This is a genomic window from Marinomonas pollencensis (genome assembly GCF_003387375.1).
Taxonomy (GTDB): domain Bacteria; phylum Pseudomonadota; class Gammaproteobacteria; order Pseudomonadales; family Marinomonadaceae; genus Marinomonas; species Marinomonas pollencensis.
The window spans coordinates 61,024-87,306 of record NZ_QUNG01000009.1 but is presented as its reverse complement, the minus strand read 5'-3'; the positions used below and the strand labels follow the sequence as shown (position 1 = coordinate 87,306).

The 26,283-nt window shown below is 44.8% G+C and carries 27 protein-coding genes; 11 read left to right on the top strand and 16 right to left on the bottom strand.

Annotated elements, in window-relative coordinates:
• The first annotated feature begins 16 nt into the window (after positions 1 to 16).
• The 3 genes from DFP81_RS13140 to DFP81_RS13130 all read left to right on the top strand — a co-directional run bounded on the left by DFP81_RS13140 (position 17) and on the right by DFP81_RS13130 (position 4,007).
• Entirely contained in the window at positions 17 to 922 is a 906-nt protein-coding gene (locus tag DFP81_RS13140) for a DMT family transporter (RefSeq protein WP_115898356.1), read from the top strand.
• Positions 923 to 1,050: 128 nt separating this feature from the next.
• Positions 1,051 to 2,712: an energy-dependent translational throttle protein EttA gene (gene ettA, locus DFP81_RS13135; RefSeq protein ID WP_115898355.1), complete on the top strand. Its 1,662-nt coding sequence runs from the start codon at positions 1,051 to 1,053 to the stop codon at positions 2,710 to 2,712.
• Between the two features lie 197 nt (positions 2,713 to 2,909).
• Positions 2,910 to 4,007: a hypothetical protein gene (locus DFP81_RS13130; RefSeq protein WP_115898404.1), complete on the top strand. Its 1,098-nt coding sequence runs from the start codon at positions 2,910 to 2,912 to the stop codon at positions 4,005 to 4,007.
• Positions 4,008 to 4,027: 20 nt separating this feature from the next.
• On the opposite strand, the gene DFP81_RS13125 is transcribed toward DFP81_RS13130, so the two are convergent.
• The 5 genes from DFP81_RS13125 to DFP81_RS13105 form a co-directional block, all read right to left on the bottom strand.
• Complete coding sequence (locus tag DFP81_RS13125) at positions 4,028 to 4,330, bottom strand: helix-turn-helix domain-containing protein (protein ID WP_115898354.1); 303 nt, start codon at positions 4,328 to 4,330, stop codon at positions 4,028 to 4,030.
• On the bottom strand, positions 4,323 to 4,712 hold the full coding sequence (locus DFP81_RS13120; protein ID WP_245959161.1) for a type II toxin-antitoxin system RelE/ParE family toxin: 390 nt from the start codon (positions 4,710 to 4,712) through the stop codon (positions 4,323 to 4,325). Before DFP81_RS13120 ends, DFP81_RS13125 begins: the two co-directional genes overlap by 8 nt.
• 250 nt (positions 4,713 to 4,962) lie before the next feature.
• Positions 4,963 to 5,322 (bottom strand): hypothetical protein, encoded by a 360-nt coding sequence (locus DFP81_RS13115; protein WP_147299453.1) that lies wholly within the window; start codon positions 5,320 to 5,322, stop codon positions 4,963 to 4,965.
• A gap of 26 nt (positions 5,323 to 5,348) precedes the next feature.
• On the bottom strand, positions 5,349 to 5,621 hold the full coding sequence (locus DFP81_RS13110; RefSeq protein WP_115898352.1) for a hypothetical protein: 273 nt from the start codon (positions 5,619 to 5,621) through the stop codon (positions 5,349 to 5,351).
• A 314-nt stretch (positions 5,622 to 5,935) separates the two neighbouring features.
• Positions 5,936 to 6,895 (bottom strand): DMT family transporter, encoded by a 960-nt coding sequence (locus tag DFP81_RS13105; protein ID WP_115898351.1) that lies wholly within the window; start codon positions 6,893 to 6,895, stop codon positions 5,936 to 5,938.
• Between the two features lie 134 nt (positions 6,896 to 7,029).
• Between DFP81_RS13105 and DFP81_RS13100 the strand changes: the two genes are divergently transcribed.
• Genes DFP81_RS13100 through DFP81_RS13085 form a run of 4 tightly spaced genes read left to right on the top strand, consistent with a single transcriptional unit; the run spans position 7,030 to position 11,554 of the window.
• On the top strand, positions 7,030 to 7,506 hold the full coding sequence (locus DFP81_RS13100; protein WP_115898350.1) for an Lrp/AsnC family transcriptional regulator: 477 nt from the start codon (positions 7,030 to 7,032) through the stop codon (positions 7,504 to 7,506).
• 35 nt (positions 7,507 to 7,541) lie between these two features.
• On the top strand, positions 7,542 to 8,783 hold the full coding sequence (gene codA, locus DFP81_RS13095) for a cytosine deaminase (protein ID WP_115898349.1): 1,242 nt from the start codon (positions 7,542 to 7,544) through the stop codon (positions 8,781 to 8,783).
• Positions 8,784 to 10,166, top strand: a complete 1,383-nt coding sequence (locus DFP81_RS13090; protein WP_115898348.1) for a DUF2868 domain-containing protein — start codon at positions 8,784 to 8,786, stop codon at positions 10,164 to 10,166.
• A 2-nt stretch (positions 10,167 to 10,168) separates the two neighbouring features.
• On the top strand, positions 10,169 to 11,554 hold the full coding sequence (locus DFP81_RS13085) for a DUF3482 domain-containing protein (RefSeq protein WP_115898347.1): 1,386 nt from the start codon (positions 10,169 to 10,171) through the stop codon (positions 11,552 to 11,554).
• Positions 11,555 to 11,558: 4 nt separating this feature from the next.
• On the opposite strand, the gene DFP81_RS13080 is transcribed toward DFP81_RS13085, so the two are convergent.
• Both DFP81_RS13080 and DFP81_RS13075 read right to left on the bottom strand, forming a co-directional pair.
• Entirely contained in the window at positions 11,559 to 12,299 is a 741-nt protein-coding gene (locus DFP81_RS13080) for a 1-acylglycerol-3-phosphate O-acyltransferase (protein WP_115898346.1), read from the bottom strand.
• Positions 12,300 to 12,364: 65 nt separating this feature from the next.
• The gene (locus tag DFP81_RS13075) at positions 12,365 to 14,662 is read right to left on the bottom strand and encodes a bifunctional diguanylate cyclase/phosphodiesterase (protein ID WP_115898345.1); all 2,298 of its coding nucleotides are present in this window, start codon (positions 14,660 to 14,662) and stop codon (positions 12,365 to 12,367) included.
• Between the two features lie 339 nt (positions 14,663 to 15,001).
• On the opposite strand from DFP81_RS13075, the gene DFP81_RS13070 reads away from it, so the two are divergent.
• Positions 15,002 to 16,078: a PfkB family carbohydrate kinase gene (locus tag DFP81_RS13070; RefSeq protein ID WP_115898344.1), complete on the top strand. Its 1,077-nt coding sequence runs from the start codon at positions 15,002 to 15,004 to the stop codon at positions 16,076 to 16,078.
• Entirely contained in the window at positions 16,075 to 17,010 is a 936-nt protein-coding gene (locus DFP81_RS13065) for a pseudouridine-5'-phosphate glycosidase (protein ID WP_115898343.1), read from the top strand. The genes DFP81_RS13070 and DFP81_RS13065 overlap by 4 nt, the downstream gene beginning before the upstream one ends.
• Positions 17,011 to 17,073: 63 nt before the next feature.
• On the opposite strand, the gene rlmF is transcribed toward DFP81_RS13065, so the two are convergent.
• Together rlmF and DFP81_RS13055 are read right to left on the bottom strand one after the other, a co-directional pair.
• Positions 17,074 to 18,063, bottom strand: coding sequence for a 23S rRNA (adenine(1618)-N(6))-methyltransferase RlmF (gene rlmF / locus DFP81_RS13060; protein WP_115898342.1), 990 nt, complete (start codon positions 18,061 to 18,063; stop codon positions 17,074 to 17,076).
• 55 nt (positions 18,064 to 18,118) lie between these two features.
• Complete coding sequence (locus DFP81_RS13055; RefSeq protein WP_115898341.1) at positions 18,119 to 19,066, bottom strand: LysR family transcriptional regulator; 948 nt, start codon at positions 19,064 to 19,066, stop codon at positions 18,119 to 18,121.
• Positions 19,067 to 19,177: 111 nt separating this feature from the next.
• Here DFP81_RS13055 and DFP81_RS13050 point away from each other — a divergent pair, with 111 nt between their 5' ends.
• Positions 19,178 to 20,146 carry a DMT family transporter gene (locus DFP81_RS13050; RefSeq protein WP_115898340.1) on the top strand — a complete coding sequence of 323 codons (969 nt, stop codon included), beginning with the start codon at positions 19,178 to 19,180 and terminating at the stop codon, positions 20,144 to 20,146.
• Between the two features lie 107 nt (positions 20,147 to 20,253).
• On the top strand, positions 20,254 to 20,670 hold the full coding sequence (locus tag DFP81_RS13045) for a CBS domain-containing protein (protein WP_115898339.1): 417 nt from the start codon (positions 20,254 to 20,256) through the stop codon (positions 20,668 to 20,670).
• Here DFP81_RS13045 and DFP81_RS13040 read toward each other — a convergent pair.
• From DFP81_RS13040 to DFP81_RS13010, 7 genes are all read right to left on the bottom strand, one after another.
• A complete protein-coding gene (locus DFP81_RS13040; protein WP_115898338.1) occupies positions 20,667 to 21,017 on the bottom strand; it encodes a DUF6164 family protein in 351 nt (116 codons plus the stop codon). The genes DFP81_RS13045 and DFP81_RS13040 overlap by 4 nt on opposite strands.
• A 76-nt stretch (positions 21,018 to 21,093) precedes the next feature.
• Positions 21,094 to 21,654 carry a DUF3833 domain-containing protein gene (locus tag DFP81_RS13035; RefSeq protein ID WP_115898337.1) on the bottom strand — a complete coding sequence of 187 codons (561 nt, stop codon included), beginning with the start codon at positions 21,652 to 21,654 and terminating at the stop codon, positions 21,094 to 21,096.
• A 23-nt stretch (positions 21,655 to 21,677) separates the two neighbouring features.
• Positions 21,678 to 22,406, bottom strand: a complete 729-nt coding sequence (locus DFP81_RS13030) for a hypothetical protein (protein WP_115898336.1) — start codon at positions 22,404 to 22,406, stop codon at positions 21,678 to 21,680.
• Positions 22,403 to 22,927, bottom strand: a complete 525-nt coding sequence (locus tag DFP81_RS13025) for a DUF2878 domain-containing protein (protein ID WP_115898335.1) — start codon at positions 22,925 to 22,927, stop codon at positions 22,403 to 22,405. The genes DFP81_RS13030 and DFP81_RS13025 overlap by 4 nt, the downstream gene beginning before the upstream one ends.
• Positions 22,928 to 22,933: 6 nt before the next feature.
• Positions 22,934 to 24,205, bottom strand: a complete 1,272-nt coding sequence (locus DFP81_RS13020) for an SAM-dependent methyltransferase (RefSeq protein ID WP_115898334.1) — start codon at positions 24,203 to 24,205, stop codon at positions 22,934 to 22,936.
• A 23-nt stretch (positions 24,206 to 24,228) separates the two neighbouring features.
• Complete coding sequence (locus tag DFP81_RS13015; RefSeq protein ID WP_115898333.1) at positions 24,229 to 25,020, bottom strand: DUF1365 domain-containing protein; 792 nt, start codon at positions 25,018 to 25,020, stop codon at positions 24,229 to 24,231.
• Positions 25,020 to 26,270: an NAD(P)/FAD-dependent oxidoreductase gene (locus DFP81_RS13010; RefSeq protein ID WP_115898332.1), complete on the bottom strand. Its 1,251-nt coding sequence runs from the start codon at positions 26,268 to 26,270 to the stop codon at positions 25,020 to 25,022. The genes DFP81_RS13015 and DFP81_RS13010 overlap by 1 nt, the downstream gene beginning before the upstream one ends.
• Positions 26,271 to 26,283 lie beyond the last annotated feature (13 nt).

Below are 26,283 nucleotides of genomic sequence, written 5' to 3'. Positions count from 1 at the left end.
TTAATAAGGACATAACATGCCTTTCGCAGAATTATCTGGGCTCGTCGCAGCACTGTGCTGGACCATTTCTAGCTTAATGGCGCCTAGATTAATTGACCGCTTTGGCACCATGCGATTCAATACTTTTCGAATCATCACCGCTAGCACGGTTTTGCTCTTTATTAGTGTCCTCACCCAGCGCTTTGACCCTACTTTATGGGCGCACAAAAATGGCATTATGCTGTCTGGAATACTTGGCATCTTTTTAGGTGACACCTGTTTATTCAGCGCCGTACATCGACTCGGCCCAAGGCGGGCTGGTATTTTATTTGCCACTAACGCCCCCATTTCGATTTTATTAAGCTGGTTGTTTTTAGATGAAGTGCTCACCTTATGGCAGCTTTTTGCCTGTGCTTTGGTGCTCAGTGGCGTCATCATTGCCATTCTGTTTGGAAAACGCTCACAAGCCCATGACTGGGAACAAACAAAAGGCCGTTTGAGTATTGGTATTCTAATGGCCTTGGGCGGCGCACTCGGTCAGGCCAGTGGCGCATTGCTCAGCAAACCCGCACTGCTCGATGGCGCAGACCCTATTGCCGTTTCAGCTTTACGGGTATCAACAGGTGCGATTGCTCTTGCCTTGGCCTATGGTCTTTATTACCGCCACCACTTACCCACAAATGCTTTGCCAATTAAACAACTGACACATAAAGATGCGTTAGGGCTGATCACAATTTCGGTTGTTGGTATGGTCATTGGCATGAGTGTTCTAGTCTGGGGGATTGGTCATTCTGATGTGGGCTTAGTGACAACCTTGTCGGCTACGGTACCCGTTTTGATCTTACCTGGGCTGTGGATTACCACTCGGCAGGTTCCTTCCTTTGGCGCTTGGTTAGGCGCAATTTTAGTTGTGCTAGGCGCCGCGCTGATTATTCTGCATTAAGGTCAGCTGTGCTATCCTTATGCCACTTTGTTTCATCAGCACCCTTGGTTTCGAATGATTAAAAAGTCATAACAGACGAAGCGTGTTTCATCTTATTTAATTAACTACTTTCAGGATTATTACTCGCTATGGCTCAGTTTGTTTACAGCATGAACCGCGTAGGGAAAGTCGTACCTCCTAAACGCGAGATTCTTAAAGACATCTCTCTTTCTTTCTTCCCTGGCGCCAAAATTGGTGTATTGGGCCTTAACGGTTCTGGTAAATCCACACTACTTCGCATCATGGCAGGTGTCGACACAGAACATAACGGCGAAGCTCGCCCTATGCCTGGCATCAAAATCGGCTACCTAGAGCAAGAACCTCACCTTGATCCGACAAAAAATGTCCGTGGTATCGTTGAAGAAGCTTTCAGTGATGTGATCGAAGCGATGGCACGTTTGGATGCGGTTTACGCGGAATACGCCGAGCCAGATGCAGACTTCGACGCCCTAGCAAAAGAGCAAGGTCAACTTGAAGCCTTGATCGAAGCGAAAGAAGGCCACAACCTAGAGCGCGCGCTAGAAGTAGCCGCCGACGCCCTTCGCCTGCCTCACTGGGACGCTAAAGTAGAGCACCTTTCTGGTGGTGAACGTCGCCGTGTTGCGCTTTGTCGTCTATTGCTAAACAAACCCGACATGATCCTTCTAGACGAACCGACTAACCACTTGGATGCAGAATCCGTTGCTTGGCTAGAGCGCTTCTTGAAAGATTATCCAGGCACCGTTGTGGCAATTACCCACGACCGTTACTTCCTAGACAACGCCGCTGGCTGGATTCTGGAACTTGACCGTGGACACGGTATTCCATACGAAGGCAACTATTCTTCTTGGTTGGAGCAAAAAGACGCTCGACTGCAAGCCGAAGCGAAACAACAAGCTTCTCACCAGAAAGCCATTAAATCTGAGCTTGAATGGGTTCGTCAAAACGCCAAAGGCCGTCAGTCGAAATCCAAAGCACGTTTGGCTCGCTTCGAAGAAATGAACTCCCAAGAGTTCCAAGATCGTAACGAAACCAACGAATTGTACATTCCACCAGGACCACGTCTTGGTTCTAAAGTCATCGAAATCGAAGGCGTGAGCAAAAGCTTCGAACACAAGATGCTACTAGAAGACTTCAACATGGTAGTGCCACAAGGTGCGATCGTTGGTGTGGTTGGTGGTAACGGCGCGGGTAAATCTACCCTGTTCAAAATGATCGCAGGCATCGAACAACCAGACACAGGTACAGTCACTCTAGGCGACACAGTGCAACTGGCTTACGTTGACCAAATGCGTGAACTGGACGGTGATAAAACCGTTTTTGAAGAAATCGCCGACGGCCAAGACATGATCACGGTTCACAACTACAAAGTACCGTCTCGAGCTTACATCGGTCGCTTTAACTTCAAAGGGTCTGATCAACAAAAATTGGTTAAGCATCTGTCTGGTGGTGAGCGTAACCGTTTGCACCTTGCAAAACTGCTCAAAGAAGGCGGCAACGTATTGCTACTGGATGAGCCGACCAACGACCTTGACGTAGAAACCTTACGTGCACTGGAAGACGCGCTTCTTGCCTTCCCAGGCGCCGCGATTGTTATTTCCCATGACCGTTGGTTCCTAGACCGTATCGCAACACACATCCTTGCGTACGAAGGTGACTCGAAAGCAGTGTTCTTTGAAGGTAACTACGCAGAATACGAAGCCGACTACAAACAACGTACCGGTAACGACGCGACACCAACCCGTATCAAATACAAACGTATTGATGCCTAGTTCTAGTTAATAGGATTGTTGAATATAAAAATACATCTAACTCAGATTTGATTTAGGTAAAAAGTTAGAGAGTTCACTAATAACGGTAGTTATAGGGCGACTCTCTAACTTTTTCTAATTTCTTAACTGATTTTGATACTAAGGCTGTAGGAATAATTAAAATTTAGGCCAATTCTAGGAATGGGTGTGTGGTCAAAATGAAAGGTATTGTAAGTGATAAAAAAATCTCAGACTTTAGAGATTTAGTTAATTCCAATTCAAAGTTCGTTTATCATATTTACAAAGACAAGGGCGGCAAAAACCTCTTTAACCTCGTTTGCTCTTGTATGGACTGGATCAGTGTCTCAGTTCGGCATTTAGAAAATGCGCCTGAACTTGATTCAAATATAGACGTAAAATGCATGCAAGTTTATTCCCTCATATCATCTATTGACCTCATCCTAGAGTCAGTCAAGCAACTTCACAGAGTATTTGTAAATGAGAAAACTGAACCCTTCAAGGGCGAAAAGTTATGTTTTCATAATCGCCTAATTGAGAGAGAAGATGACAACACCTACTTTAAAACTCTAAGAGCTTGTTTCGGCGCTCACCCTGTTTCATTAAACCAATTAGACTCAAAACGCTTTGCTAGTTGGCCATTTAAAAGCCTCTTAAAAAAAGCAGATTTAACGGTTCATTTATTTAGCAGAGAGGTTGATGAAGAGGATTTAACTTTGGATCTCTACATAAATGAATTACTGGAATTTCTCAGAACTCGTTATGAATATCTTGATGAAATTGCTGAAAAGATTCAGGCCTTATTTAAAAAACATCAAACAGATCTTTCTAAACAGGCTATTGAGACTAAACCTGACCCTCTAGAACAGCTCTATATTCTAAGAAGCGAATCAAAAAAGCGATTAGATAATGACTATTATAACGGTGAAATTGAAGACCTGATTATGATATTCGAAGCAGAAATAACTAATATTGAGCTTGTAGCTCTGGCTAACTCGTATAGAAAATCACTTCTACCTGCTATTGAAGAGATTAAAACGAATCTTCAATCAATGAACATTGTTGATTTAAAAGTTGGTTCTGATCTGGGATCTAGCTCAGACCTAAGAAAAGAATTTATTTATGAGCTGCCTAAGTTCTACTCTTGGATCTATACTGGTAGAAATGATGCGCTTCTTGAGTTCTATATTGAAAGATTTAATGATGTCACTAATCATAAATTCAATTTCAGTGAAATTGATGAAAGAAACTTGACGTTCCTTAAAGTGAAGCTGATGTTAGCTACTGGATTACAATAAGTACGCTTAAAATTATAAAACTAAGCAATCACTTCTATCCCTTTTTTCTCAGCCAGCGACAGCATTTTCAGCGCCGCGCCTCTAGGCTTGCTTTCGCCTTGTTCCCATTTTTTGACGAGTTTATCACTGACGTTTAGGTATTGAGCAAAAACAGGTTGAGAGAGGTTGTTAGCCAGTCGCAGTTGACGAACTTTCTCAGGCGTAAATTCATGGATAGACGTGAGGCACAATGCATCAAACTTACGCATAGTCGTTTTGTCTATCACACCAGCTTTGCTTAGCCCTTTGGCCGTTTTATGTACAGATGTTAAAATATCATTCATGATCCTCTCCTTTCCCACTAGCACCGACTGTCGTTAATTCGCCAGACAAGATCAGGCGATCTATCTCTTCCGAATCGAAAGAAATAAAAGTTTGAGCCAACTCTCGAAGTGCGAGTTTTTCTTGATGAGAAATATTTGCTCGTTGATTCTTGGCAAATGCATATAAGAAGAAGTACCTCTCACCAATAACCGCACCAATCAGGGTACGAAAGCCTCCACTCTTACCTTTGTTTCCTGACGCAACTCTCTTTTTATAAAGTGATCCGCCCAAGTCCGCATCGATCAAACCTCGCTTTATTTCGTCACATGCCTGAATCAAATCAGCATCAGACATGCCTTCTTTCTTAGTTAAAGAACAAAACGCTCTTGTCTTATAAATCAAAGTATACCCTCCTTGGGTAGTATTTCAACAATACTCTACACATCCTGTGTTTGTTTTATCTTGCCATCTATTTCACTGTAGCACTCTTTTAGATACTTCAACTAAGCACATTAAAAGCCGATCGCTATGGCTCAAGTTATGCGTTTGCAACGCAGTGCGATCGTGTAGGGTTAGAAATGAGAAGCCGTTTTCAAAAATAGGAGCGGCTTTTAAGACATAAAGAGGGTGGTTTTATCGATTTTTGAGGGGGTTAGAGGAAGAGTTTTCCGATCTGGATCTTAAAACTGTCTTTTTGTACGAACGCGTATTCTACTTTGTTTAACAGCCCTAAGTTTCCTAGCACGCTCAGTAAGACGGTTTCATCGCAGCTCTCCATCCGCTCGCCGGTGATGATTTTAGACAAGGACTTCTGATCATATTGCAGAGAGTCGGATTTTTCCGTTATAAAACGATATTCCTTTTCATTCTCAAATTCTTTCGGCTTTTGGAAAAAGAGGTTTCGATACATGTTTTTGTCGCGCAAAACCTCATGATCAACACCGGATAGCGGCTCTGGCCCTTGGTCGCTAGACAAGGGATCTAACAAGGTTCTACCCGATTGATAATGCACATCTCCATTGAATAAAACGGCACTCTCTATGCTTGAAACAAAGCTGTCGAAGCCAAACAGAAACCTTTTAATTCATTGCTGTAATGCGCCCACATAAAAGGGGAGTTTTCTATTTGAGAAGGCTCCCCTTTCGTCATACTAAGAATGCCAAATTTTTTTAAATCTTTACTGTGCCCCTCTAAAGCAAACATGCCTTCTGTTGGGTCATTTAACTGATCAGTTCTGGCAAAATATAGGCTATGTTTGATTAACCCTTCTAACGAGAGGTTATTGATCGTTTGAAACTTATATAGATTCATCCAATACTCCATCGATAACGTTTGACGAGCTCGGCCATCACATCAATGTCTTTTTCAGCCAATGACAGTATTTTCAGCACAGCATCTTGAAGGCGTTCGCCTTGCCCCCATTGTTAACGCGCTTGTCACTGGCGTTTAAGCATGGTGTAGAAAACGCTGGTGACCGTTTGTTGATGAGCCTTAAAGCCTTGACCTACCCTAGGATGAAACCATAAATACAAGTAAGGCATCAAATTTACGCAGAGTTATTTCCTCCCGATAGACATTGCTTTAACTAGCCTACCGGTCATAGAGTCGTAATAGTGGTGGTTTGATCACGGACGTTTTTTCAAGATGCCACTGGCAATAACAACACCAAGGCTAACCAGAATAAGCCCAACGATGGAGTAACCTTCGAGTTGTTCACCAAGCACAGGGATGGCAATAAGCGCGGCGAGTACTGGCGTAAAAGCCCCAATGGCCGCCATACTTTCTGCGCCTAATTTATGAATGGCATACCCGTAGGTAAACCCAGTGAGCAAGCCCACCAGTAAACTCTGCACAAGAACCTGCCCTGCGAGCATATCCCAGGAGGCATCTGCCAATCCGCTAGACACCATTCCTGTGGCGTACATAAACAAAAGAACCAATGTGGATGAGAGCCCCATTAAAGCGGTAGAGACCAAGGGTGGTAGCCCAGCAATACGGAGGCTGACGGTATATATCGCCCAGAACACACTAGCACCTAGCAACATCAAATCCCCTATCCAGGTGCCTGCTGGCGCACTCAATAACGACAACACCATTAACACCACAACGCCAGCGCAAACAAAACTCAAACCAATTTTACGCGCAGGGCTGACCTTCTCTTGATAAAAAAGCACCGCCAATAAAGTCACAAAAAATGGATAAGCGCCGAGGATCAACAAGCCCGCATGGGACGCTGGCGCATATTTTAAGCCGGTGGCGCTTAGGTAGAAAAAAGGGACGCCTGCGCCACACACAATGCCCAGCAATAATATCGGCGATACCGCTTTAACTTGCGCACGAGCGCGCCAAAGAATCGGCCACAACAATAATGCCGGTGGCGAAAAACGCAAAATGCCTAGATCAAACGCAGTTAATGCGTTGGTCATCCCAGCACGCATACTGACCAACCAAGAAGCCCAAATTAAAATGCTCACTAACGCGGCTAATAAACCAAGGCGGAGCCCCCACCCTGTGGCATATTGCTTATATTTTGGGGGAACAGATGCTGATAGGTTTTGCGGCTTTTCAAAATAACTTTGTGTCATGGCTACCTCACGGAAATCGATAAGCCATTATCTTCGCTGTCGCCTAGGCATGTCCTTGCTATTACACCTTATATAAGGCTATTTTTTAGCATACAGCACCCTAAATAAACCCATAAAACATGAAGTATGCCAACATGGACAAAACCGACATAGATATTCTGTCTCATCTTCAATCCGATGGACGTCTCACCAACGTAGCACTAGCGGAAGAAATACACCTATCACCTTCCCCTTGTTTGCGTCGTGTAAAGCAATTAGAAGACGCGGGCGTAATCGAGGGCTATCACGCTCGTATTGACCGCCAGAAGGCGGGTTTTTCAATGACCGTCTTTGTTGAGGTACGCTTAAAAAGCCACGCTGATGATAAGCACATTGCTTTTGAAAAGGCGATTTTAGAAGTTGGTGAAATTATCAGTGCACACCTTGTTTCTGGCAGCGCGGATTATCGCTTAGAAGTCGTCGCTGTAGACCTGCAAGACTACGAACGCATTCTTAAAAGACTACAATGTTTACCACACGTAAAAGATATTCAAAGCCATTTTGCAATTCGAACGGTGAAAACAGCAGCCCCTTTGCCTTTAATAAAAGCATCAGGTAAAACAAAGGCATAGCCTAACGAAAAAAACGCCAGTCTAGGAGTATGAAGATGAAGGTCATTAACGCGCGATTAAGACAAAAGGATGGGCTTTATACGATTCTGATCAAAGATGGCGTGTTCGCTGCCATTTCGCCACAGGAAGAATCTGTCTGTGCTTCGGATCAGGATATCGATGCCCATGGCCAACTCTTGTGCGCGCCATTGGTAGAGCCTCACATTCATCTTGATGCGGCCTTAACCGCCGGCGAACCAGAATGGAACCGCAGCGGCACCTTGTTTGAAGGCATCGAGCGCTGGTCACAACGCAAGCCTATGCTTAACCGTGAGGATATTCGCCGCCGAGTGAAACAAACCGTGTCACTGCTGATCGACAACGGTGTGCAGCATATTCGAACTCATATCGACACCACAGACCCTTCTCTGATTGCTATGCATACTTTATGTGAACTGCGTGACGAACTGAAAGAGGCGGTGGATATTCAAGTCGTCGCGTTTCCACAAGAAGGCATCCACTCTTACCCAAATGGCGAAGCGCTAATGGAGCAAGCCATGGAGATCGGCGCCGACGTGGTCGGTGGCATTCCACACTTTGAATACACTCGCGAGCTAGGTGAAAAGTCCGTTAAGAGCTTAATTCAATTAGCGCTGAAGTACGATCGCTTAGTGGATGTGCATTGTGATGAGATCGACGACCCAAATTCGCGTTTTTTGGAGTTTCTCGCCCACGAAGCAATGCAAGCAGGTATTGGCGATCGAGTCACTGCGAGTCACACGACCGCGATGCATTCATATGATAACGCCTACTGTTCAAAACTGTTTCGTTTGTTGAAGCATTCAGGAATTCATTTTGTATCTTGCCCAACCGAAAGTATTCACCTACAAGGCCGCTTTGATTCTTACCCAAAACGTCGTGGTTTGACCCGAGTGAAAGAGCTCACCGCCGCCGGCATGAACGTCGGTTTAGCGCAGGACTCTATTTTTGACCCTTGGTATTCCCTCGGCAATGGCAAGCTGCTGCGCTCATTGGATTTTGGCTTACACATCTGCCAAATGATGGGCTATGACGACTTTGTCCATGCTTTGGATTTTATCACCGACAACAGCGCCAAACTGATGCAACTGGAAGATTACGGCATTGCCGTCGGCCACCCAGCCAATGCGATTTTGTTAAGCGGAGAAGACGATTACAGCGTGCTACGTAATCAAGGAGAAGTCTTATTAAACATGCGTCATGGCAAAATATTGATGCAACGCCAGCCCTCCAAAGTTACCCATAGAGTTCGTTTATAAATGACTTCCCTGCCTGAAAAAAACCTCTCTTTTGAGGCATCAACTAGCCGTCTTTCTTTACGTGCTCGTCTGTCTGTTGCGGCGTGGTTAGAATCTCATACGGATTTTCGCTTGCCCCATCAGGCAGCAAATTTAGACAGCGCTTTACAAGCACTCAATAACACGCCAAAAGAGCAAAGTTATCTTGTTCAAGTGACACAATTAGCACGTTATTTTCAGCGTGGTTTGTGGCTTATTTTTGCCCTTACCTTTGTTTTAGGCTTATTAGCAGTGCCACCTGCGTTTGCCGTCTCAGCTTCTGGCACAGTCAATATTTTCTGGCTACTCATTGTCCTGTTGGGTTTTCATGGAGTGAACCTCTTAATCTGGTTCATTGCTTTACTGGCGCTGGGGCGAGGCGCAACACGCTCAAAAGGAATCCTACTTGGGAGCCTTATATTGATAAGCAACAAGATTGGTAAGTATTCACATATAAACTCACTCAGCAGCACTGCATTTTGGCATTGGCAATGCTCTAAACACTCCAATCCTTGGCTGCTAAGCGCTATTTCCCATACCGCTTGGTGCTGCTATTTGTTTGCTGGTTTTCTGATGACCCTATTACTACTGCTTACCAATCAAGTCAATTTTGTTTGGGAAACCACTTTATTAGGGGAGCAGCAATTTCTTTGGCTTACCCAACAATTAAGCGTATTGCCTAATCTGCTGGGGATCGCGGTGCCAGACCAAGTGGACATTCTAGCCAGTCGCATAGACATAGTTTCTCAAGCACCCAATACCAGACAGCATTGGGCTAACTTGCTGCTCGCAAGCTTAATCTTATACGGCGTATTACCTCGCTTTCTATTAGGGCTATTTAGTGTTTTTATGTATCGCTTAAAGCGCTTAACGCTACCAAAAACAACACAAGAACTGGCTATTGAACGCCGCTATCAAGAACAAAGTCGTAGCCAGATACTGGATAAAGAGAAGCTCAACAAAGACGCACAGGATCAGCACCTGAACGCCTCCGGCCTTCATCAGCAAAGCTGCCTCAGCGCCATTCCCAATGCCTCACTCAACAACACTTGGGGGCTGTTTGAATGGAGCCAACCGATCCCTGAGCGTCTAACTGGCGTACAAGATCGCTGCGTACTGAATGACGCCAGCCAACAGCAAGACTTTTTGGCCGCATCTCACCCGCAACCTGTGTATATTTTAGTGGATGGTGAACACAGCCCTGATCGCGGCTCCCGGCGTTTTTTGTTGAGCCTGTGCGCCTCGTTCCCCGACGCATCTCTGGTCATCACCAACGGCAGCTTCTCAAACGCTTGGCAACGCACTGGGCTAGAGTCTGGTATTCGCCCAGATCAGCTTTTTACCCTACAGGATGATAAGGAGTAGATGTGTCGATTTCTCTTTTGGTAGTCGGTCATGCCAATACCGGAAAAACGTCTTTAATCCGAACTTTACTGCGCCAGCAATCATTTGGTGAAATCAGTAATCAAGCTGGCACAACCCGTCATGTTGAAAGCGCCGCGCTTACCTTGTCAGGTAAGACATTGCTGACCTTAACAGACACTCCAGGTTTCGAAGATTCCATTGGCCTGTGGAACGCTCGCCAGCAAACGCCATTCTCATCCTACTCTGGCGCAGACTGGATAGCTTATTTTTGCCAGAGCCAGTTGGCCCAAGATGAATTCGAGCAAGAAGCCAAAATCCTTAAACAGCTGAATCGCTGCGATATCATTCTGTATGTGGTGGACATCCGCCAAGCGCCTTTGGGCAAATACCTCGATGAATTAACCCTATTGGCCAGTGCCAGTAAACCCATTGTCCCCATTTTGAATTTCAGCGCTTCTCCTAGTGCACATTTAGAAACATGGCGTAAAACCCTTGCCGAGCGCCATCTCCATGCGGTGATACGCTACGACTCTGTGGCGTTTTATTTTGAAGATGAGAAACGACTTTATCAAAGCATACAAAGCTTAATGCCCGACCATTATGACGACATTGAAAGCCTGCTAAAAAGTCGTGAAGAAGCCGCCAAATCACGTCGCTCTGCAGCCATTGAACTACTTTCTGAGCTGCAAATCAAAGCCGCTAGTAGCCGTAAACGTTGTTCTCAACACCCCCCTATTCAGTCCGATATCAATGCATTTGAAAACCAAATCAGAGATTTGGAAAATCACTTTATTCATAGGTTACTGCAGCTTTATGCGTTTCAAGATGAGGACGTGTTACCCGACACTTTCTCGGTTAAAAGCGGCACCTGGCAACAAGATATTTTTGCCTTAGAAACACTTAAAGAATGGGGATTAAGCACTGGGGCCAGTGCCATGACAGGCGCTGCGCTTGGCGCAGGGATTGATGTGATGACGGGGGGATTATCGTTAGGCGCCGCAGCCACACTGGGCGCTATCTTGGGGGCGTCTTGGCAAACTGGTCGTCACTACAAAGACACCTTAAAAAGCAAGCTTACAGGACGCTATTACCTGTGTGTCGACACATCCACCTTGAGCCTTTTATGTCTACGCGGGTTAGCACTGATTGCCCATCTTGATCAACGAGGCCATGCCTCCCAGCAGATTTTTACCCTGAACAACAGCGCGCTGGAAGAACAGACTGAGTTAGTTAAACAACGGAAATCTCTGCTCAATACGTTAACGCCATTCTGGAAAAATGCCCAGCAGCATCCAGAATGGGCTGAACAAGATTTAGCTAAAGATCACGCTAGCAAACAAGCCATTAGCCGTTTGCTAAGCCCTCTTATCAAGACAAATGAACGCTAGCCTTTCACTGTGATAATGAGTGGTGAGGGTTCTGCTGCAGCTCATCATCTAACTTTTGTTTTGTTTCATGCATCAGTGTTTCACACTGTTTCATCAAATGCACAACATCGGTTTCATGCAAACCTGTGGTATCAATCGGTGGTAACACTGACACAATCACCTTACCGTTATGCCAACGATTTACCTTGACCTGTTCGTGAGTATTACTGCAAACAATCGGAATAATTGGCACACCAGCTTGTACTGCTGCATGGAAAGCACCTCGCTTGAAAGGCAGCCAACCGCGTCCGCGACTGCGGCTTCCTTCAGGGAACATTAGAATAGATAAGCCTGTGCTTTTCATACTTCTTACCACTTGATCTATTGTTGCGATGGCTTTTTTTCGATTATCACGATTGATTAAAATATTGCCACTGGCCCAATACAGCGCGCCAAAAAAGGGAACCCAACGCAAACTACTTTTACCCACTGTCACTACCCCTTCAGGCACCACTGCCGCTAAGGTAAACAGATCAAAATTATTCTGATGATTACCGATATAAACGGCTTGGGGCACTTCTTTTGCCTCTGGAGAGACTCGCCCTTCTACCGTTAAGCCAAATAAAGGTGCCACCCGAGCAAATACTTTTCCAAGATAATACACGCGGTTTTTAGAGCGCAATATGAGCAAACAGAAAATAAAACCGAAGAGCGTCACGCCAACAATTAAAATCAGTAATAAAAACATTCGAATTAAAAACAGCATACTAATCTTTACCTTGTCCTCAAATAGTAGGAATCTTGAGTTTATTCACTAAGATTTACTGCGCTCTAAACCTTGCGAAAATCGTCCAGCCACCGAAGAAAATCTTCTGAGATTAATGGCTTAGAAAAATAATAGCCTTGAATCTTATCACATTGATAATGCTCAAGGAGCGCGACACCTGAAGCATTTTCAGCGCCTTCAGCCGTCACCTGAAGGCCCAAGCTATGAGACATTTCAATGGATGCCTTAACAATAAATTCATCTCCTTTGTTGGTATCAATGAATTGGATAAAAGCGCGATCTATCTTTACCTCATTGACCGGCAGCTCACGTAAATAGGCCAATGACGACTGCCCTGTTCCAAAATCATCAATCGCTAAATGAATGCCTAATGACTGCAAACCATTTAACACCTGAATCACTTTATTACGATCTTTCATCACAGCACTTTCTGTGACTTCTAACGCTAGGGCTGTTACTGGCAGGGCTTTGTCTTCTAATGCCTGAGCAATATAAGCGGGAAGTTGTTCATTAACGAGATCGTGTACAGACAAGTTAATCGCGGCTCGAATCTGGTGCCCATTACGCCACCATACTTGTAACTGAGACAACACGGTTTCGATCACCCATTGCGTCAACTGCTGTATATTCCCCGCTTGCTCTAAAAGCGAAATAAACTCATCAGGCGGAATAAAACCTAGTTCCGGGTGCTGCCAGCGAACTAAGGCCTCTACTTCATGGCAATCTTTTTCAGCAACACTGACTTTGGGTTGGTAGACAACGAACATTTGTTGCGACACCAAGGCCTCAGTCAAATCGCCGATAATCCGCAGCTGGCGCTGATGACTTTCATCCTGCCCCGTCTGATAAAAAGCACAACTGGCGGACGCTTCTTTTGATCGATCCAAGGTAATGTCTAAGCGCCTCATGGCGTCATTGGCACTGAGTATCGTTGCTTCAAAAGGCAGCACACCGACCGCCACAGACAAATGCACTTCAGAGCCATCAACAATGAAAGCAGGTTCAAAACAGGCACACAGTGAATGACATTGTGCGCCGTTGATCTCTTCATCAAAGACTAATAAAAACTGATCACCGGCAATGCGAGCTTGCATTACTGCACCACTTCCCCAGCCTAATAAGCGCTCTGTGACCCCCAGCAGCAGCGCATCTCCATGATCAAACCCCAACAAGTTATTAAGGTCTTTGAAATGGCGGATATCCACCAGCACTAGACAACCATTATGCCGTGGCAACACCTTAGTTAGATATTGCTCTACGGCATTTCGGTTATATAACCCAGTATGCAAATCGTGCAAAGCACGGCTAGTAAGCTCCTCCTCGCGCAGAGCGATGGAGCTTTGCATTGCCATCATGGTATTGGATAACACACCAAACTCCCCCGTCACAGCTGGGGCTTTGGCATCACTGCCCACCAAACCTATTTGCCGAGCAAACTCAACCAAACGCTCAATCGGTGCAGTTAAATTACGTGCCAGAAAAATCCCCACCAACAAAGCAAATGCCAAACCACCAGTAAAAATCCACAGTAACTGAGTGCGGGTGCGGTTATAGCTCTCCAGCCAAGGTTGGTAAGGTAAGTGTAAAACGCCCCATTGATTCTTGGCCGCCAAGTTAATACTCAACGAGAGGTATTTGTCATTATTAGTAAATGTCGGCTGCTGCGCTAGGCTATTAAGGTGCTGTGCTTGTTGAAATAAAGCCGCTTTATCTTGCTCCGGTAAAGTTGAATACCCAGTGAGTTTATTTCCATCACGAGGGTTGCCGACAAAACTGATTTCAAAACCTGTCACGGCCTTTAGCTGTTCCGCTAGCGCTTTATCCAGTAAAAATGCCATCCCTACCCACGCAATGATATTAGGCGCTTTAACGGGGACTAACACTAACTGATAAGCCTGCCCTGAAAATGAGATCATGGTACTGATTGAAGCGCTGCCAGTTCGACGCGCTGAGCGCACTAATTGCGTCACTTGCTGATCAATATTAAGTTCTTTTGTTGCAGCAACTATCTTGCCATCTGGTGCGATCAGTAACGACACATCGGCACTAATACGCGCACCATGATTTGCCAGCACCGAGCGTATCGTACCAATCTCTTGTGTCGCTACCGCTTGTTTAAAGCCGAAGTCTGAGGCTAGAATTTTTACACTCTTGGTTAACTGATCCACCCGACTGTCCAGCGAGGAATCAAAGACATTCTTCGCCACCTCAATGGCTTGAACACCCTGTTTATAATTGTCTTCTTTTAATGAACTAAGTACCGCAACACCAGTACCTAATTGAACCATCGCGAGCATACCTAACAGTAAAGCAAGTAATCGGGAGCGAAAGCTGGCTAACATCTATTTATATCCCTTTGTGTTTATATCAATATGCTTTGTTAAGAATCTCGTCAATAGGTCGACTATTCACATCCAAGGCTCGCCGCGAGCAGCAAACTTTTATCCACATAATAAGGCAAGAGAAGCTGTTCATACCTCCCCTCACCGCTCATAACATCACCATGCTTCAGCATAAGAAACGCAAGCACCGAGTGTGTTATTAGAAATTATCCTTTTTTTGTTCATTGATCCATCCCTCAGGATCAATAAAGAGTTTGAAAAGACATCTTGAATTTTTTATTGGCTATTTTATAACCAATAACATATGTTTAATTTAATAACATAAGTTATGGTGATTTTATGACGGAAGTAGAATCCAGGGTATTTAACGCAGTGAAGCGGCACCCTATGGCGTCCCAACAACAGCTTGCGGACCTGCTAGGGATGAGCAGAGAGTCCATTGCCGGGCATATTATGCGCCTAACAAGACAAGGCCTCATACTTGGGAAAGGCTATATTGTACCTAGCCAAAATGGCATCGTTATTGTGGGTGGAAGCAACTTAGATATTCATGGCAAAAGTCGCTCTCCTTTGTGTCTAGAAGACTCCAACCCTGGGGATGTTATACAAAGCCCTGGGGGAGTTGGAAGAAATATTGCCGAAAATCTAGCGCATTTAGGAGAACCAACCACTCTACTCTCTATGGTGGGTATGGATCCTTCTGGCGACTGGGTCATTGAGCAAACCCAGCTCTCGGGCGTAAATACAGAAAACATTATTCAACACCCTGAGTACCCAACCAGCACTTATCTTGCAGTCAATGATGACCAGGGACAACTGGTTGCAGCCATTGCCGATATGCGAATTATTGATGCTCTGGACTCAAGCTTACTCAATACTAAAACATCTCTTTTTCATTCAGCTCAATGCCTAATAATCGAAGCAAACCTTACGTCTAGTGTCATTGAGTGGTTTAGCCATCAGCCTTTCCAAACATTCTGGGTCGCTGATGCTGTCTCGGCGAGCAAAGCCCCTCGCTTAAGACCTATTCTCAGTAGGCTTAACCTACTAAAAGTAAACCAAGATGAAGCACGTGCTATTTTAGATTCTTCAGCTCAACAGCCAACTGCCTTGGCGAGTGAATTACTAGACACAGGGGTGTCCGCGGTACTACTCAGTTTAGGGGACCAAGGAATGCTGTATCAAGATAAAACACAAAGCCTAGAAATCCCTTGCTACCAGACCACCCCGATAAGCGATACAGGCGCAGGAGATGCCTTACTTGCAGGCTTCATCCATGCTCGAAACAAAGAATGGCCTCTTAAAGAACAACTGAACTTTAGTCTCGCTTGTGCCGGCATTACCTTAGAGTGCCAACACGCTAACCACCCAAACCTAAACGACCCAACAATACACACATGGATGAAAACAAGATGAATGATTATCTGGATATTAGCGCTGAAGTAGCTTATGCATTAGCAAATAATCAACCCGTCGTTGCTTTAGAAAGCACTATTATTTCCCATGGTATGCCGTGGCCTGAAAATGCCCAAACAGCCAAAGCCGTCGAACAAGTGATTCGAGACAATGGGGCTATTCCTGCGACAATTGCAATTATTGATGGTCGCTTAAAAGTGGGGTTAAACGAACAGGAAATAAATACGTTAGGGCAAGCCGGACAATCTGTTATGAAATGCTCACGCCGAGATTTGCCTTTCGTGGTAGCCACCCAGCAGCACGGAGCAACGACGGTAGCTGCCACTATGATTATTGCAGAAATGGCAGGGATTAGAATATTTGCTACCGGAGGGATTGGCGGCGTCCACCGTGGCGCTCAACAAACCTTTGATATTTCAGCAGACCTACAAGAGCTTGCCAAAACTAGCGTGGCCGTCGTATGCGCAGGGGTCAAATCTATTTTAGATTTGGCTCTGACTCGTGAATACTTGGAAACGCTTGGAGTGCCTATATTGGGCTATAACACGGACTTTTTACCTGGGTTTTACACCAGAGAAAGTGACCAAACGGTTGATTTCAACTTCTCTTCACCCCAAAGCCTAAGTGACTTTTTAACCACCAAGTGGGCCATGAATTTGACTGGCGGTGCGGTCATCGCCAATCCAATTCCTGAAGAGTTTGCCATGGATAAAAAGGTCATTGATAAGGTTATCGAACAAGCATTAAACGAAGCCAATGAGCTGCATATCTTAGGTAAGGACACCACTCCCTTCCTGCTTTCACGGGTTGCCGAACTCACCGCTGGTGACAGTTTAGCAAGCAACATTCAGCTGGTTTTTAACAATGCGAGGTTGGCTGCCAAAATCGCTCAACAGTTAACAGCGACAAGCACATCATTGCCATTGATATAGAAGAAATATCGAGCATAAAGACTTAAAAAAACTGATGCACAACCTACTGGTAAGCAAGCGACATTAATGCTGCCAGTAGTTGTCTTGCCAGTAATCTATTTGGTTGTCTTGTAAGAAGCTCCAAGCCACGAAGCGGCTGACTTTTTGCCCCTGAGCCATTTCAATCGTTTTTATTTGTCTAGCACCGACTTCTTTTAAAGTCCGGTAAATCACCTCTAGATTGCTTTGCCTAGCCACGAGAGAAGTAAACCAAAAGCAATTATCTGCATACTGAAGGCTTTCTTTGATCATGCGAGAAACAAAGCCTGCTTCACCACCGTCACACCATAATTCTGCTGCCGTACCACCAAAGTTCAACACTGGCTTCTGATTATTCTTTTCCGCTTTCCCTTTGACCCCTCGCCACTTCCGTTTTGACTCACTCTGCATCACCGCCTCACTGGTATGAAAAGGAGGGTTGCACAGCACCAGATCAAAACGTTCTTTGGGCAGCCAAATGCCATCAAATAATTTGGCTGCATTGCTTTGTAAGCGCGCACTGACAACGCCTTTCAAGCAAGCATTTGACTTAATAATGGTATCGCAGGTTGCGATCGCGACCGGATTCACATCAGAGCCAACGAACTGCCAGCCGTACTCTTGATGACCAATGATGGGATAGACGCAGTTTGCTCCTACACCAATATCCAATGCTCTAACGCTTTTCCCCCTTGGGATGACACCATTATTACTGCTGGCGAGTAAGTCGGCCAAATAATGTATATAGTCAGCGCGGCCGGGAATTGGAGGACACAAATATCCTGGTGGGATATCCCAAAATGAGACCCCATAGAAATGACTCAATAGAGCCCGGTTTAAAGTTTTGACGGCATCAGGGTTGGCAAAGTCTACGGACTCATTGCCATACTGATTAGGCTTAATAAAACGGGATAGCTCTGGACAGGAGTCTGCTAATAGCGAAAAGTCATAGCGCGCTTGATGTGGGTTACGTGGATGTAACTCAAGCTTATTAGTACGTCGCCCTTTAGGTTGTTGGTTTTTCAATGCCGCCATAATGTCGTCGATTTGATCAAAAGATTAGTATAACTGAGTTTGCCTTTAAGTTGGACTAACTCTCCTCATCCAAACCGACAGGATAAGGAATTAACCCTTTAACAACGCGCTCACAAAGGTCTCTAAACCAGATAACACCAGGATCATTTTCCATAGATTTCGGCCAACCCAAATAATAATTCAGGAGTGGAGATTCCATTGGTAAATCTTTTATCACCAAGCCAAACTGAGATTTAAAGCGCTCAGGCAACAAACCGCTATTGCTCATCAATAAAGAAGTGCGACCAACGGTCTCAAACGCGGCCAGCAAATACGGGGTACGAAACGCAAAATGGCGCTCTCGAGCACGCTCGCCAAGCCATACATCACTGACGACAGGTGTCGGCCCACCTAAATTAACCAAGACATGTGAATAAGCCAAATAGTCATCCACGCTGATGGTTTCTTGTTTCGCTAACTCATGACTGGATGACATTATACAGCGGAACTTCTCACGCCCTAATAGGCGCTTTTCAAATCGATTTGGCAGCTGTATGTAATCACTACATAAAACAAGGTCGAGTGAATGCTCCGCCTGACTCAGTAAACTGGTCTCGGTGAGCGTACTGGTTTCTAATGAAGCAAACGGCGCTTCTTGATAAAACAATTCTGCAATAGCAGGAATATAAGCTTGGGCTTGATAATGGGTTGTTTGAATGCGAAAGGTACGCTGACTACTTTGGGGTTGAAACTCCGATTGAGAACCGAGTCCTGCCATTTGCTCTAACATCAACTTCAGCGGGGCCTCTAAGGCCAATGCTGTTGAAGTCGGTACCATTTCTTTTGACGTGCGAATAACCAAAGGGTCATCAAATGCATTGCGTAAACGGTTTAACTGCCTGCTCATGGCCGATTGACTTAAAAATAAACGTTGTGCAGCACGTCCGACATTACGCTCTTCTAGCAAGTAAAGAAGCCCTGTCAGTGCTTTCAAATCTAAATGTTGTAGTGCGCTAGGAATCATGAGTAAATCTCGATTTGTGCATAATACTTAGACCTATTATGCATTGGATTTCATCGTAATAGAAAGCCATCATGTACGCTTGTTTTTACTTTTTCTTGAAAGGTCTTTGTTATGCCAACACCAAAGCAAGTTTTCCTATCTGGCCTGTTTTTTAGCGGCATTACTGTGTTGTTTTGGGGAATGCTACCAATCGCCTTAAAGCTGTCTTCTGGGTTTTCAGATCCGGTCACATTAACTTGGCTGCGTTTTTCTGTAGCCGGCATTATTTTAGGACTGTGGCAATGGCAGCGAGGAAATCTCACCGAGTTTAAAAGCCTGTCAAAAAAGGATTGGGGACGTCTTGCAACCGCAGGAACTTTCTTAATTATCAATTACACCAGCTTTGCCTGGAGCCTTCAGTTTTTACTCCCAGGTTCTGCCCAATTAAGTTTTCAAATCGCGCCGCTCTTTTTAGCGCTAGGTGGGCTGATCTTTTTAAAAGAGACTATTCATATTAAACAATGGGGCTGCTTTGCCTTGCTTAGCGCCGGTATGATGGTGTTCTTCCACCCGATTTTTTCGAGTAACCAAGGCAGTACCATTTGGCTTGGCTTCGCCATTGTGCAGATGTCTGCATTAGCTTGGTCACTCTACGCATTGCTGCAAAAATCGCTTTTTACTCAGCTATCGCCATCCAACATATTGCTCGCTATTTATGGCTATGCTCTGGTGGTTATGTTGCCCTTTTCTTCCCCTGCGGAGCTAACCAAGATGTCTTTTACGGATGGCATGGTGGCGGCATTTTGCTGTCTCAATACCTTGATCGCTTATGGAGCTTTTGCCCAAGCATTGCGCTATTGGCAAACTGTTCAGGTCAGTGCTGCCGTAGCGTTAACACCTGTGACTTCATTTATTCTGACTGAAGTCTGTGTAGCATGGGGATTTTGGCCAGAAATCATCCAGTCCTCCCATGCGGATGCGTTGAGTTTATTTGGTATGTTATTAGTCATAGTCAGTGCGATCAGCGTGCAGTTTATTAGTGCCTCCATGCAACGCAAAAAGCACTTAGCTGGCATTAAACCGCCATTAGAAACAGCCTGATACTTTTCTTTTGAAACAACGAAAAAAGCAGCAGAGCTGATAATAGCGAACTACACTAAAAGAGTGGCAAGATCGCATCTTAATGGGTTTCTCATAAGGAGAACGATATGGCAACAGAAGCTCTTTTAGTGAAAGATATTATGTCCAAAGATACTTTTTTCGTGCACCCAGAAAATAGTATCACTCAATGCGTATTGGGCTTAGTTCAACACAACCTTTCTGGTGCTCCAGTGGCTGACCAACATGGTAATTTAATTGGCTTTGTGTCTGAGCAGGATATGCTCTCGGCATTAGTACAAAGCGTTTATTATTGTGATGAGTCAAACCGAGTGGACAGTGTCATGCAGCATAATGTACTGAGCGTCAGCCCAAACCAGCATGTGTTACAAGTCGCCAAACTAATGATGGAAGCTAAGCCGAAAGTGTACCCGGTAGTGGAAGGAACCCGCTTGATTGGTGTAATTACCCGTAAGCACGTTGTACGGGCATTAATTCAAAGCCAAGAGAAGTGTGTTCCCGTTTAGAGCCATGCCCAAAAAGGCAACACAGAGACAGTTAAAATCATTAAGATCGCAACTAATGTAAACAGACTTTCCGCTGGATTTTGTCTAGCATGTTGGACATAACCTACTAACCACTCCCATGGGGTTGGCGGCTTTCTATTGGTTACTCGTTTAGCCTGATCTTCACGAATTAACAATAAAGCTGCCTTCGCCTGTTCTTTCTCCTTTACCCAGATACCCGCCAAGGAGATCTGCCAGCGTCCTGCTGATGTTTCGTAAAAAGGAATGTCATTATCAAACAGCAACTGGCGAATATCGTCCGCTTCTTCATCAGGTACATATTTAAGTCGAAAAACCAGAGTAGCCATAACACGCCTTTTGTCATCAATCGGAAGAGAACGGCGCAAGGATAAGAGAAGCCCTTAGAAAATACAATCGCCTCGCTTATTCTGGCGCAGTGACTTTTGTTATCACAAGCGTTAAGTAGCCTACTTCGAAACCAAACTTACTCAAGGTAGATTCATTAATCACAACATTCTCATTCACTCGGTACATGCGGTCATCAACACTCACATCAAGCGAATCGTCATTATAAGGAACTCGTAACACGTAGTTCATGAAGAGGGCATTACCTGACTGATGCGTGACTCCATAACCAATTACATCATTTGCGGTTGCGATATATTGTCCATTTTCATTGGGGGTCATCGTCCAGGTACGCTGTTGTTTTTCCCCGTCATCAAAGACAAAGTCTTCTTTTAATGTGCCTACCCCATCGACCCATTCGCCATGCAAATCGGCATTAAAATAGCGAATTACCTTACCACTACGGTTTTTTAAAATGCCCTGTGCTGTTAGGTGCCCGGAAAAGAATTGAGCTAGAGAAAACTCTGGGGTGTTATTGGCATAATCCGAAACGGTGGGGGAGGAACAGCCAAGCAGACCAATAAAACTCGCAAACACTACACCTTTAAACCACACTATTCTCACTGCAAGTAAAGTCATGTCCGGCTTCCCCTTAAAGTCACTCAGTAATAGCGGTATTGAATATCCACCGCTTGGTAGTCACCATTTTTATCCGCAATATTGGCACGCCCGGTAAAACGTAATAAACGCTTTGAATCTGAGTCATACGCTAACAAAATAGGATCGACCAACATTTTTACCAACCAAGAATTTGGCGTAAGCACAAAACACTCAGCTCCTTTTTGAGTATCCGGCTTACATAAACTACGACTCACGGTAAAGCCTACTGTCGATTGTCGGCTTGGCACCACAAATTGAATTTTCATTTTGGTGTCATTCTCTAACGACTGCCAATATTCACGAACAAAAGCATTAAAGCCCGCATCAACTACCATACCTGGCTCGTAACTAATATCGGCCTCTTTCCGTTCTGAACTCCGGTCTTTTTTGTAATCAACAACAATCGTTTTTGCACCACTGTCTACTTTAATTTCTTCGCCATTGCGCATATTGGTTTGCGTGAAACTGGGGGCGATTTTAGACAGACTATCATCAAGCACTTTATGGCCAAACACCAAGCCGTCTGGCTCTGAATACTCTACATTATGCGTACCATTCGCACTCAACGTATGTGTTTCTCGGTATAAAAGCGCACCAGATTTGACGCTGTAAGCTGAGCCAACCACTTTCTGAAAGCTCTCCTGTGCCGATGCTAATTGGCTAAAGCCTCCTAAAAGCAGAGTAATTAATAAAGGCAAAGATGGCTTACGAATAATAGCTTGCTTGATCATAACGGCTTATCCTCTTTCGTATACAAAGCCCATTTTTCACAGTAATAAACACCTGCGGGCAAAATCAACGACCAAACCAAAGCCACAGCAAAAGCCGAAAAAAAGCTAGGTTCAGCTAAGGTAATACCGGCTAGTTTTGCTCCTGCGATGTAGCTAACTGTTGGTCCAATAAAGCCCAACATAGCACTCAAATAATAGCGGCTTCTTAAAAAAGCTAAACTATGGGCAAATAAAGTCGCAACCGCCCCCCATAAACATAACAACCATATTGGCGGGAAGTTACCAAAATATTGCGCGTCCGCTGAGTAGGAGAAAATACCAAACTGGAAAAAACTGCCATCGACTAGGACGCCCAAGAAGAAAAACAGTAACACTAAACGCCACTCGCAACGTTTATTCATAAAGTAATGATCATGCAAAAATAAGTACAGTGGCGTAATCAGCAACGCCACAGTACTCCCTCCGAGCACACAAGCCAGCCACACACCTTGAAATAAAATGGCGTTAATGATGGCTTTCATCGCTTCTTAGCCTCTTTGCGATAAGGCAAAACGGTGCTCTGGTTTCGCAAAAACAAATTGCCCGGTACTAATCGCTCGCTCTTTAAAACCACCTTCACAGTAGGCTAAATAAAAATCCCACATCCGACAAAACACATCATCAAATCCCATATCAAGTACTTCCCGTCGGGCATGATGAAAACGCTTCCGCCAATCAGACAGTGTTTTCGCGTAATGCTCAGTAATGTCCTCTAAACCAATGATCTGCATATCCGTTTTCTGCGCTAATTTGTGCGCAATAACTTGGTTGGATGGCAGGCAGCCTCCAGGGAAAATATAACGTTGAATAAAATCCACAGACTCACGTGCGTAGTCATAGCGTTGATCAGCGATGGTAATGGCTTGTATCACCATCACTCCATGGGGTTTTAGCAGTTCACTGCACTTACTAAAGTAACTGTCGTAGTATTCATGTCCTACGGCCTCGATCATTTCAATGGAAACCAACTTGTCGTATTCACCGGTTAATTCACGATAATCTTTTAGTAACAACGTAATTTTGTCGCTCAACCCCGCAGCGGCTACGCGATGCTTGGCAAACTCATATTGTTCTTTGGAAATGGTCGTGGTGGTCACTCGACAGCCATAATGCTGCGCCGCGTGCATTGCCATTCCTCCCCAACCAGTACCAATTTCCAACAAATGGTCACCCGCAGACAACTGCAATTTCTGGCAAATTCGATCCAATTTATGCACCGCTGCCTCCTCCAAAGAGGCCTCAGCATTGGGATAAACAGCGGCTGAATACATCATGCTAGGGTCAAGAAATAACGAGAAGAAATCATTGCCTAAGTCATAATGCGCCGAGATATTTTTCTTTGCCCCGCGTTGGCTATTGGCGTTCAATTTATGGACTATTTTGGCTCCAAGTCTGCTCCAAATAGGCCTTTTTGCGTCCATCCTATTAATAACATTCAGGTTTGCCACCATCAGTCGGATGACACCTACTATATCCGGTGAGCTCCACCAGCCTTTCATGTAAGCTTCTCCGGAGCCAATACTGCTATTCAGGAAAACATCCCGATATGCGCCCTTATTATGAAGCTGTATGTGTGCATGATAACGAGCGCTTTCTTTCGGCTCACCAAACTCATAAATTTGCCCTTCGTCTTCCAGCGTTAAATGCCCAACATTGAGTTTTTTTAGCATGCCAAAAACAACACGTTTGGCCAATTGATCAAACCACTCACTGCGGCGACTTTTATTAACTTTCTGCTCATTTATACTCACTGAATTCATCTAGCCATGCCCCTTTTTCTAGATCATTTATGATGAGATGACGCGTCGTTTGGATGGGAATAAAAAGGTACTTTTTTAAGCCATAACCGCAAAGCTTGCCAGTAAATACCCGCAACAACCTTCAATGTCATAACTGGGTAACCGAACAACACTTTCGCCAAAGACAAACGAGAAATACCCCTTCGTGATAATGTTAATGTGGCATCAAACACGCACGCCTCATTGTCATCGTGTTCTTTATTCTGCATGTGAACCGCCAATGTTTTACCAGGCAAGGTACTGCGCCAGTCATAAAAATGATTCATCGGATGAAATGGTGAAACATGCATTTCCTTGTTAAAAACAATACGCTGAGAGCGGCGAGTCGGATCACATGAAAGCACATAAGTTACTCGCTCCCGCCAAGGTGTATTGGTAACCTCTAGCAAGATGGCACACAACTCTTCTTGCCCATTGAAGCAGTAATACAGCGTAATAGGATTAATAATAAAGCCGAAATAACGACAATTTGTCAGCACTCTGACAGGGCCGTCTAAGTGGGTACCAAGCTTAGTATTAACGGCTTTGAGTACCGCTTCTTTTAACGGAACTGACTCCTCACCGAAATAATCCTGACGTTTAAACCGTGCCAGATGAAATGCCTTTTTGGACCACCATGGGCTCAAACCTAGCACCGTATCCAATTCATCTAAGTCAAAATACATCATGAATACTTGATAACAAAAAGCATGTTTTTTGGGCTCGAATCGGCGATGTCTCACAGTGCCATAGTAAATGGCGCTGTGATAAGGGTCGCGGTTGTTGATCTTAGCCATTACCACTGCACTCCCAAGCCATTTGCGACTCGCACCCCGCTCCAGCAGCCATCCTCATGAAAACCATTACGCCAATACGCGCCACAAAACCAAGTGTTATTAACACCATTAATCTCATGCCAACGCTGTTGGGCTTCAATGCCACTTAAGGTAAAAGTGGGGTGCGCGTATTGGTAGCGCCCCAATATTTTTCTAGCGTCGATCATTTCTGTTTGATTGAGCGTTACAATGTAGCTTGTCTCACTGTCAAAGCCCTGCAAAATATTCATGTTGTAACTTAACGTGGCAGCTTGACTTGGCTGTACACCAAGCTGGTAATTCCAGCTCGACCATGCCAGTTTCGCGGCGGGTAATAAGCGAGTGTCTGTATGTAACACAACCTCGTTATTACGGTACGGTATTGCCGACAAAATGGCGTGTTCGTCTTCACTTGCATCAGCCAGCAGTGCCAACGCTTGATCACTATGGCAAGCAAATATGACTTGGTCGAAGCGCTCCACCTCTCCATGCTCAAAGTACAATGACACTGAATCCACTGAGCGGGTCACTTTTTTAATCCGACTATTGGTGCGAATGCTATCTTTAAACGAGGCGACTAAAGGCGCTAGATACGCTGAGGATCCACCTTTAATCACTCGCCATTGAGGACGATTATTAACGCTGAGCAGACCATGATTTTTAAAAAAACGCACAAAAAACACGAGAGGAAAGTCCATCATCTCCGCTAACGTCGCTGACCAAATGGCGCTGCCCATCGGAATTAGGTAATGGCTAGCAAAACGCGCACCATAATGTTTTTTCGCTAGGTATTCTGCTAGTGATATACCCTCTTCTAATTGACCGCTTTCTAGGTCTTGAATCGCCTCTTTATTGAATCGCATTATGTCTTTTAACATGCCTAAGTAAGACCAGTTAAACAGGTTTCGACGCTGTGCAAACAAGGTATTCAGGCTGTTACCGCCATACTCCAACCCCGTTTTTTGACAGCTCACACTAAAGCTCATTTCCGTCGGGGTAGACGCCACCCCTAATTCGTCCATCAGGCGAATAAAGTTAGGATAAGTCCAGTCATTAAAGACGATAAAACCGGTATCAATGCCACGCTGTGAACGTCCCTCTGAGACTTGAGCTGTGGCTGTATGGCCACCAATTTTTAAGGCGGATTCAAATACCGTTATCTGATGTTTCTTATTTAATAAATAAGCGCTTGTTAACCCAGAAATCCCTGATCCAATAATGGCAATTTTCACTGATTGTCTCCTT

Coding starts and splice junctions, on each gene's coding strand:
- DFP81_RS13140 (WP_115898356.1), top strand. CDS start 17: ATGCCTTTCGCAGAATTATCTGGGCTCGTCGCAGCACTGTGCTGGACC.
- ettA (WP_115898355.1), top strand. CDS start 1,051: ATGGCTCAGTTTGTTTACAGCATGAACCGCGTAGGGAAAGTCGTACCT.
- DFP81_RS13130 (WP_115898404.1), top strand. CDS start 2,910: ATGAAAGGTATTGTAAGTGATAAAAAAATCTCAGACTTTAGAGATTTA.
- DFP81_RS13125 (WP_115898354.1), bottom strand. CDS start 4,330: ATGAATGATATTTTAACATCTGTACATAAAACGGCCAAAGGGCTAAGC.
- DFP81_RS13110 (WP_115898352.1), bottom strand. CDS start 5,621: ATGAATCTATATAAGTTTCAAACGATCAATAACCTCTCGTTAGAAGGG.
- DFP81_RS13105 (WP_115898351.1), bottom strand. CDS start 6,895: ATGACACAAAGTTATTTTGAAAAGCCGCAAAACCTATCAGCATCTGTT.
- DFP81_RS13100 (WP_115898350.1), top strand. CDS start 7,030: ATGGACAAAACCGACATAGATATTCTGTCTCATCTTCAATCCGATGGA.
- codA (WP_115898349.1), top strand. CDS start 7,542: ATGAAGGTCATTAACGCGCGATTAAGACAAAAGGATGGGCTTTATACG.
- DFP81_RS13090 (WP_115898348.1), top strand. CDS start 8,784: ATGACTTCCCTGCCTGAAAAAAACCTCTCTTTTGAGGCATCAACTAGC.
- DFP81_RS13080 (WP_115898346.1), bottom strand. CDS start 12,299: ATGCTGTTTTTAATTCGAATGTTTTTATTACTGATTTTAATTGTTGGC.
- DFP81_RS13075 (WP_115898345.1), bottom strand. CDS start 14,662: ATGTTAGCCAGCTTTCGCTCCCGATTACTTGCTTTACTGTTAGGTATG.
- DFP81_RS13070 (WP_115898344.1), top strand. CDS start 15,002: ATGACGGAAGTAGAATCCAGGGTATTTAACGCAGTGAAGCGGCACCCT.
- DFP81_RS13065 (WP_115898343.1), top strand. CDS start 16,075: ATGAATGATTATCTGGATATTAGCGCTGAAGTAGCTTATGCATTAGCA.
- rlmF (WP_115898342.1), bottom strand. CDS start 18,063: ATGGCGGCATTGAAAAACCAACAACCTAAAGGGCGACGTACTAATAAG.
- DFP81_RS13055 (WP_115898341.1), bottom strand. CDS start 19,066: ATGATTCCTAGCGCACTACAACATTTAGATTTGAAAGCACTGACAGGG.
- DFP81_RS13050 (WP_115898340.1), top strand. CDS start 19,178: ATGCCAACACCAAAGCAAGTTTTCCTATCTGGCCTGTTTTTTAGCGGC.
- DFP81_RS13045 (WP_115898339.1), top strand. CDS start 20,254: ATGGCAACAGAAGCTCTTTTAGTGAAAGATATTATGTCCAAAGATACT.
- DFP81_RS13040 (WP_115898338.1), bottom strand. CDS start 21,017: ATGGCTACTCTGGTTTTTCGACTTAAATATGTACCTGATGAAGAAGCG.
- DFP81_RS13035 (WP_115898337.1), bottom strand. CDS start 21,654: ATGACTTTACTTGCAGTGAGAATAGTGTGGTTTAAAGGTGTAGTGTTT.
- DFP81_RS13030 (WP_115898336.1), bottom strand. CDS start 22,406: ATGATCAAGCAAGCTATTATTCGTAAGCCATCTTTGCCTTTATTAATT.
- DFP81_RS13025 (WP_115898335.1), bottom strand. CDS start 22,927: ATGAAAGCCATCATTAACGCCATTTTATTTCAAGGTGTGTGGCTGGCT.
- DFP81_RS13020 (WP_115898334.1), bottom strand. CDS start 24,205: ATGAATTCAGTGAGTATAAATGAGCAGAAAGTTAATAAAAGTCGCCGC.
- DFP81_RS13015 (WP_115898333.1), bottom strand. CDS start 25,020: ATGGCTAAGATCAACAACCGCGACCCTTATCACAGCGCCATTTACTAT.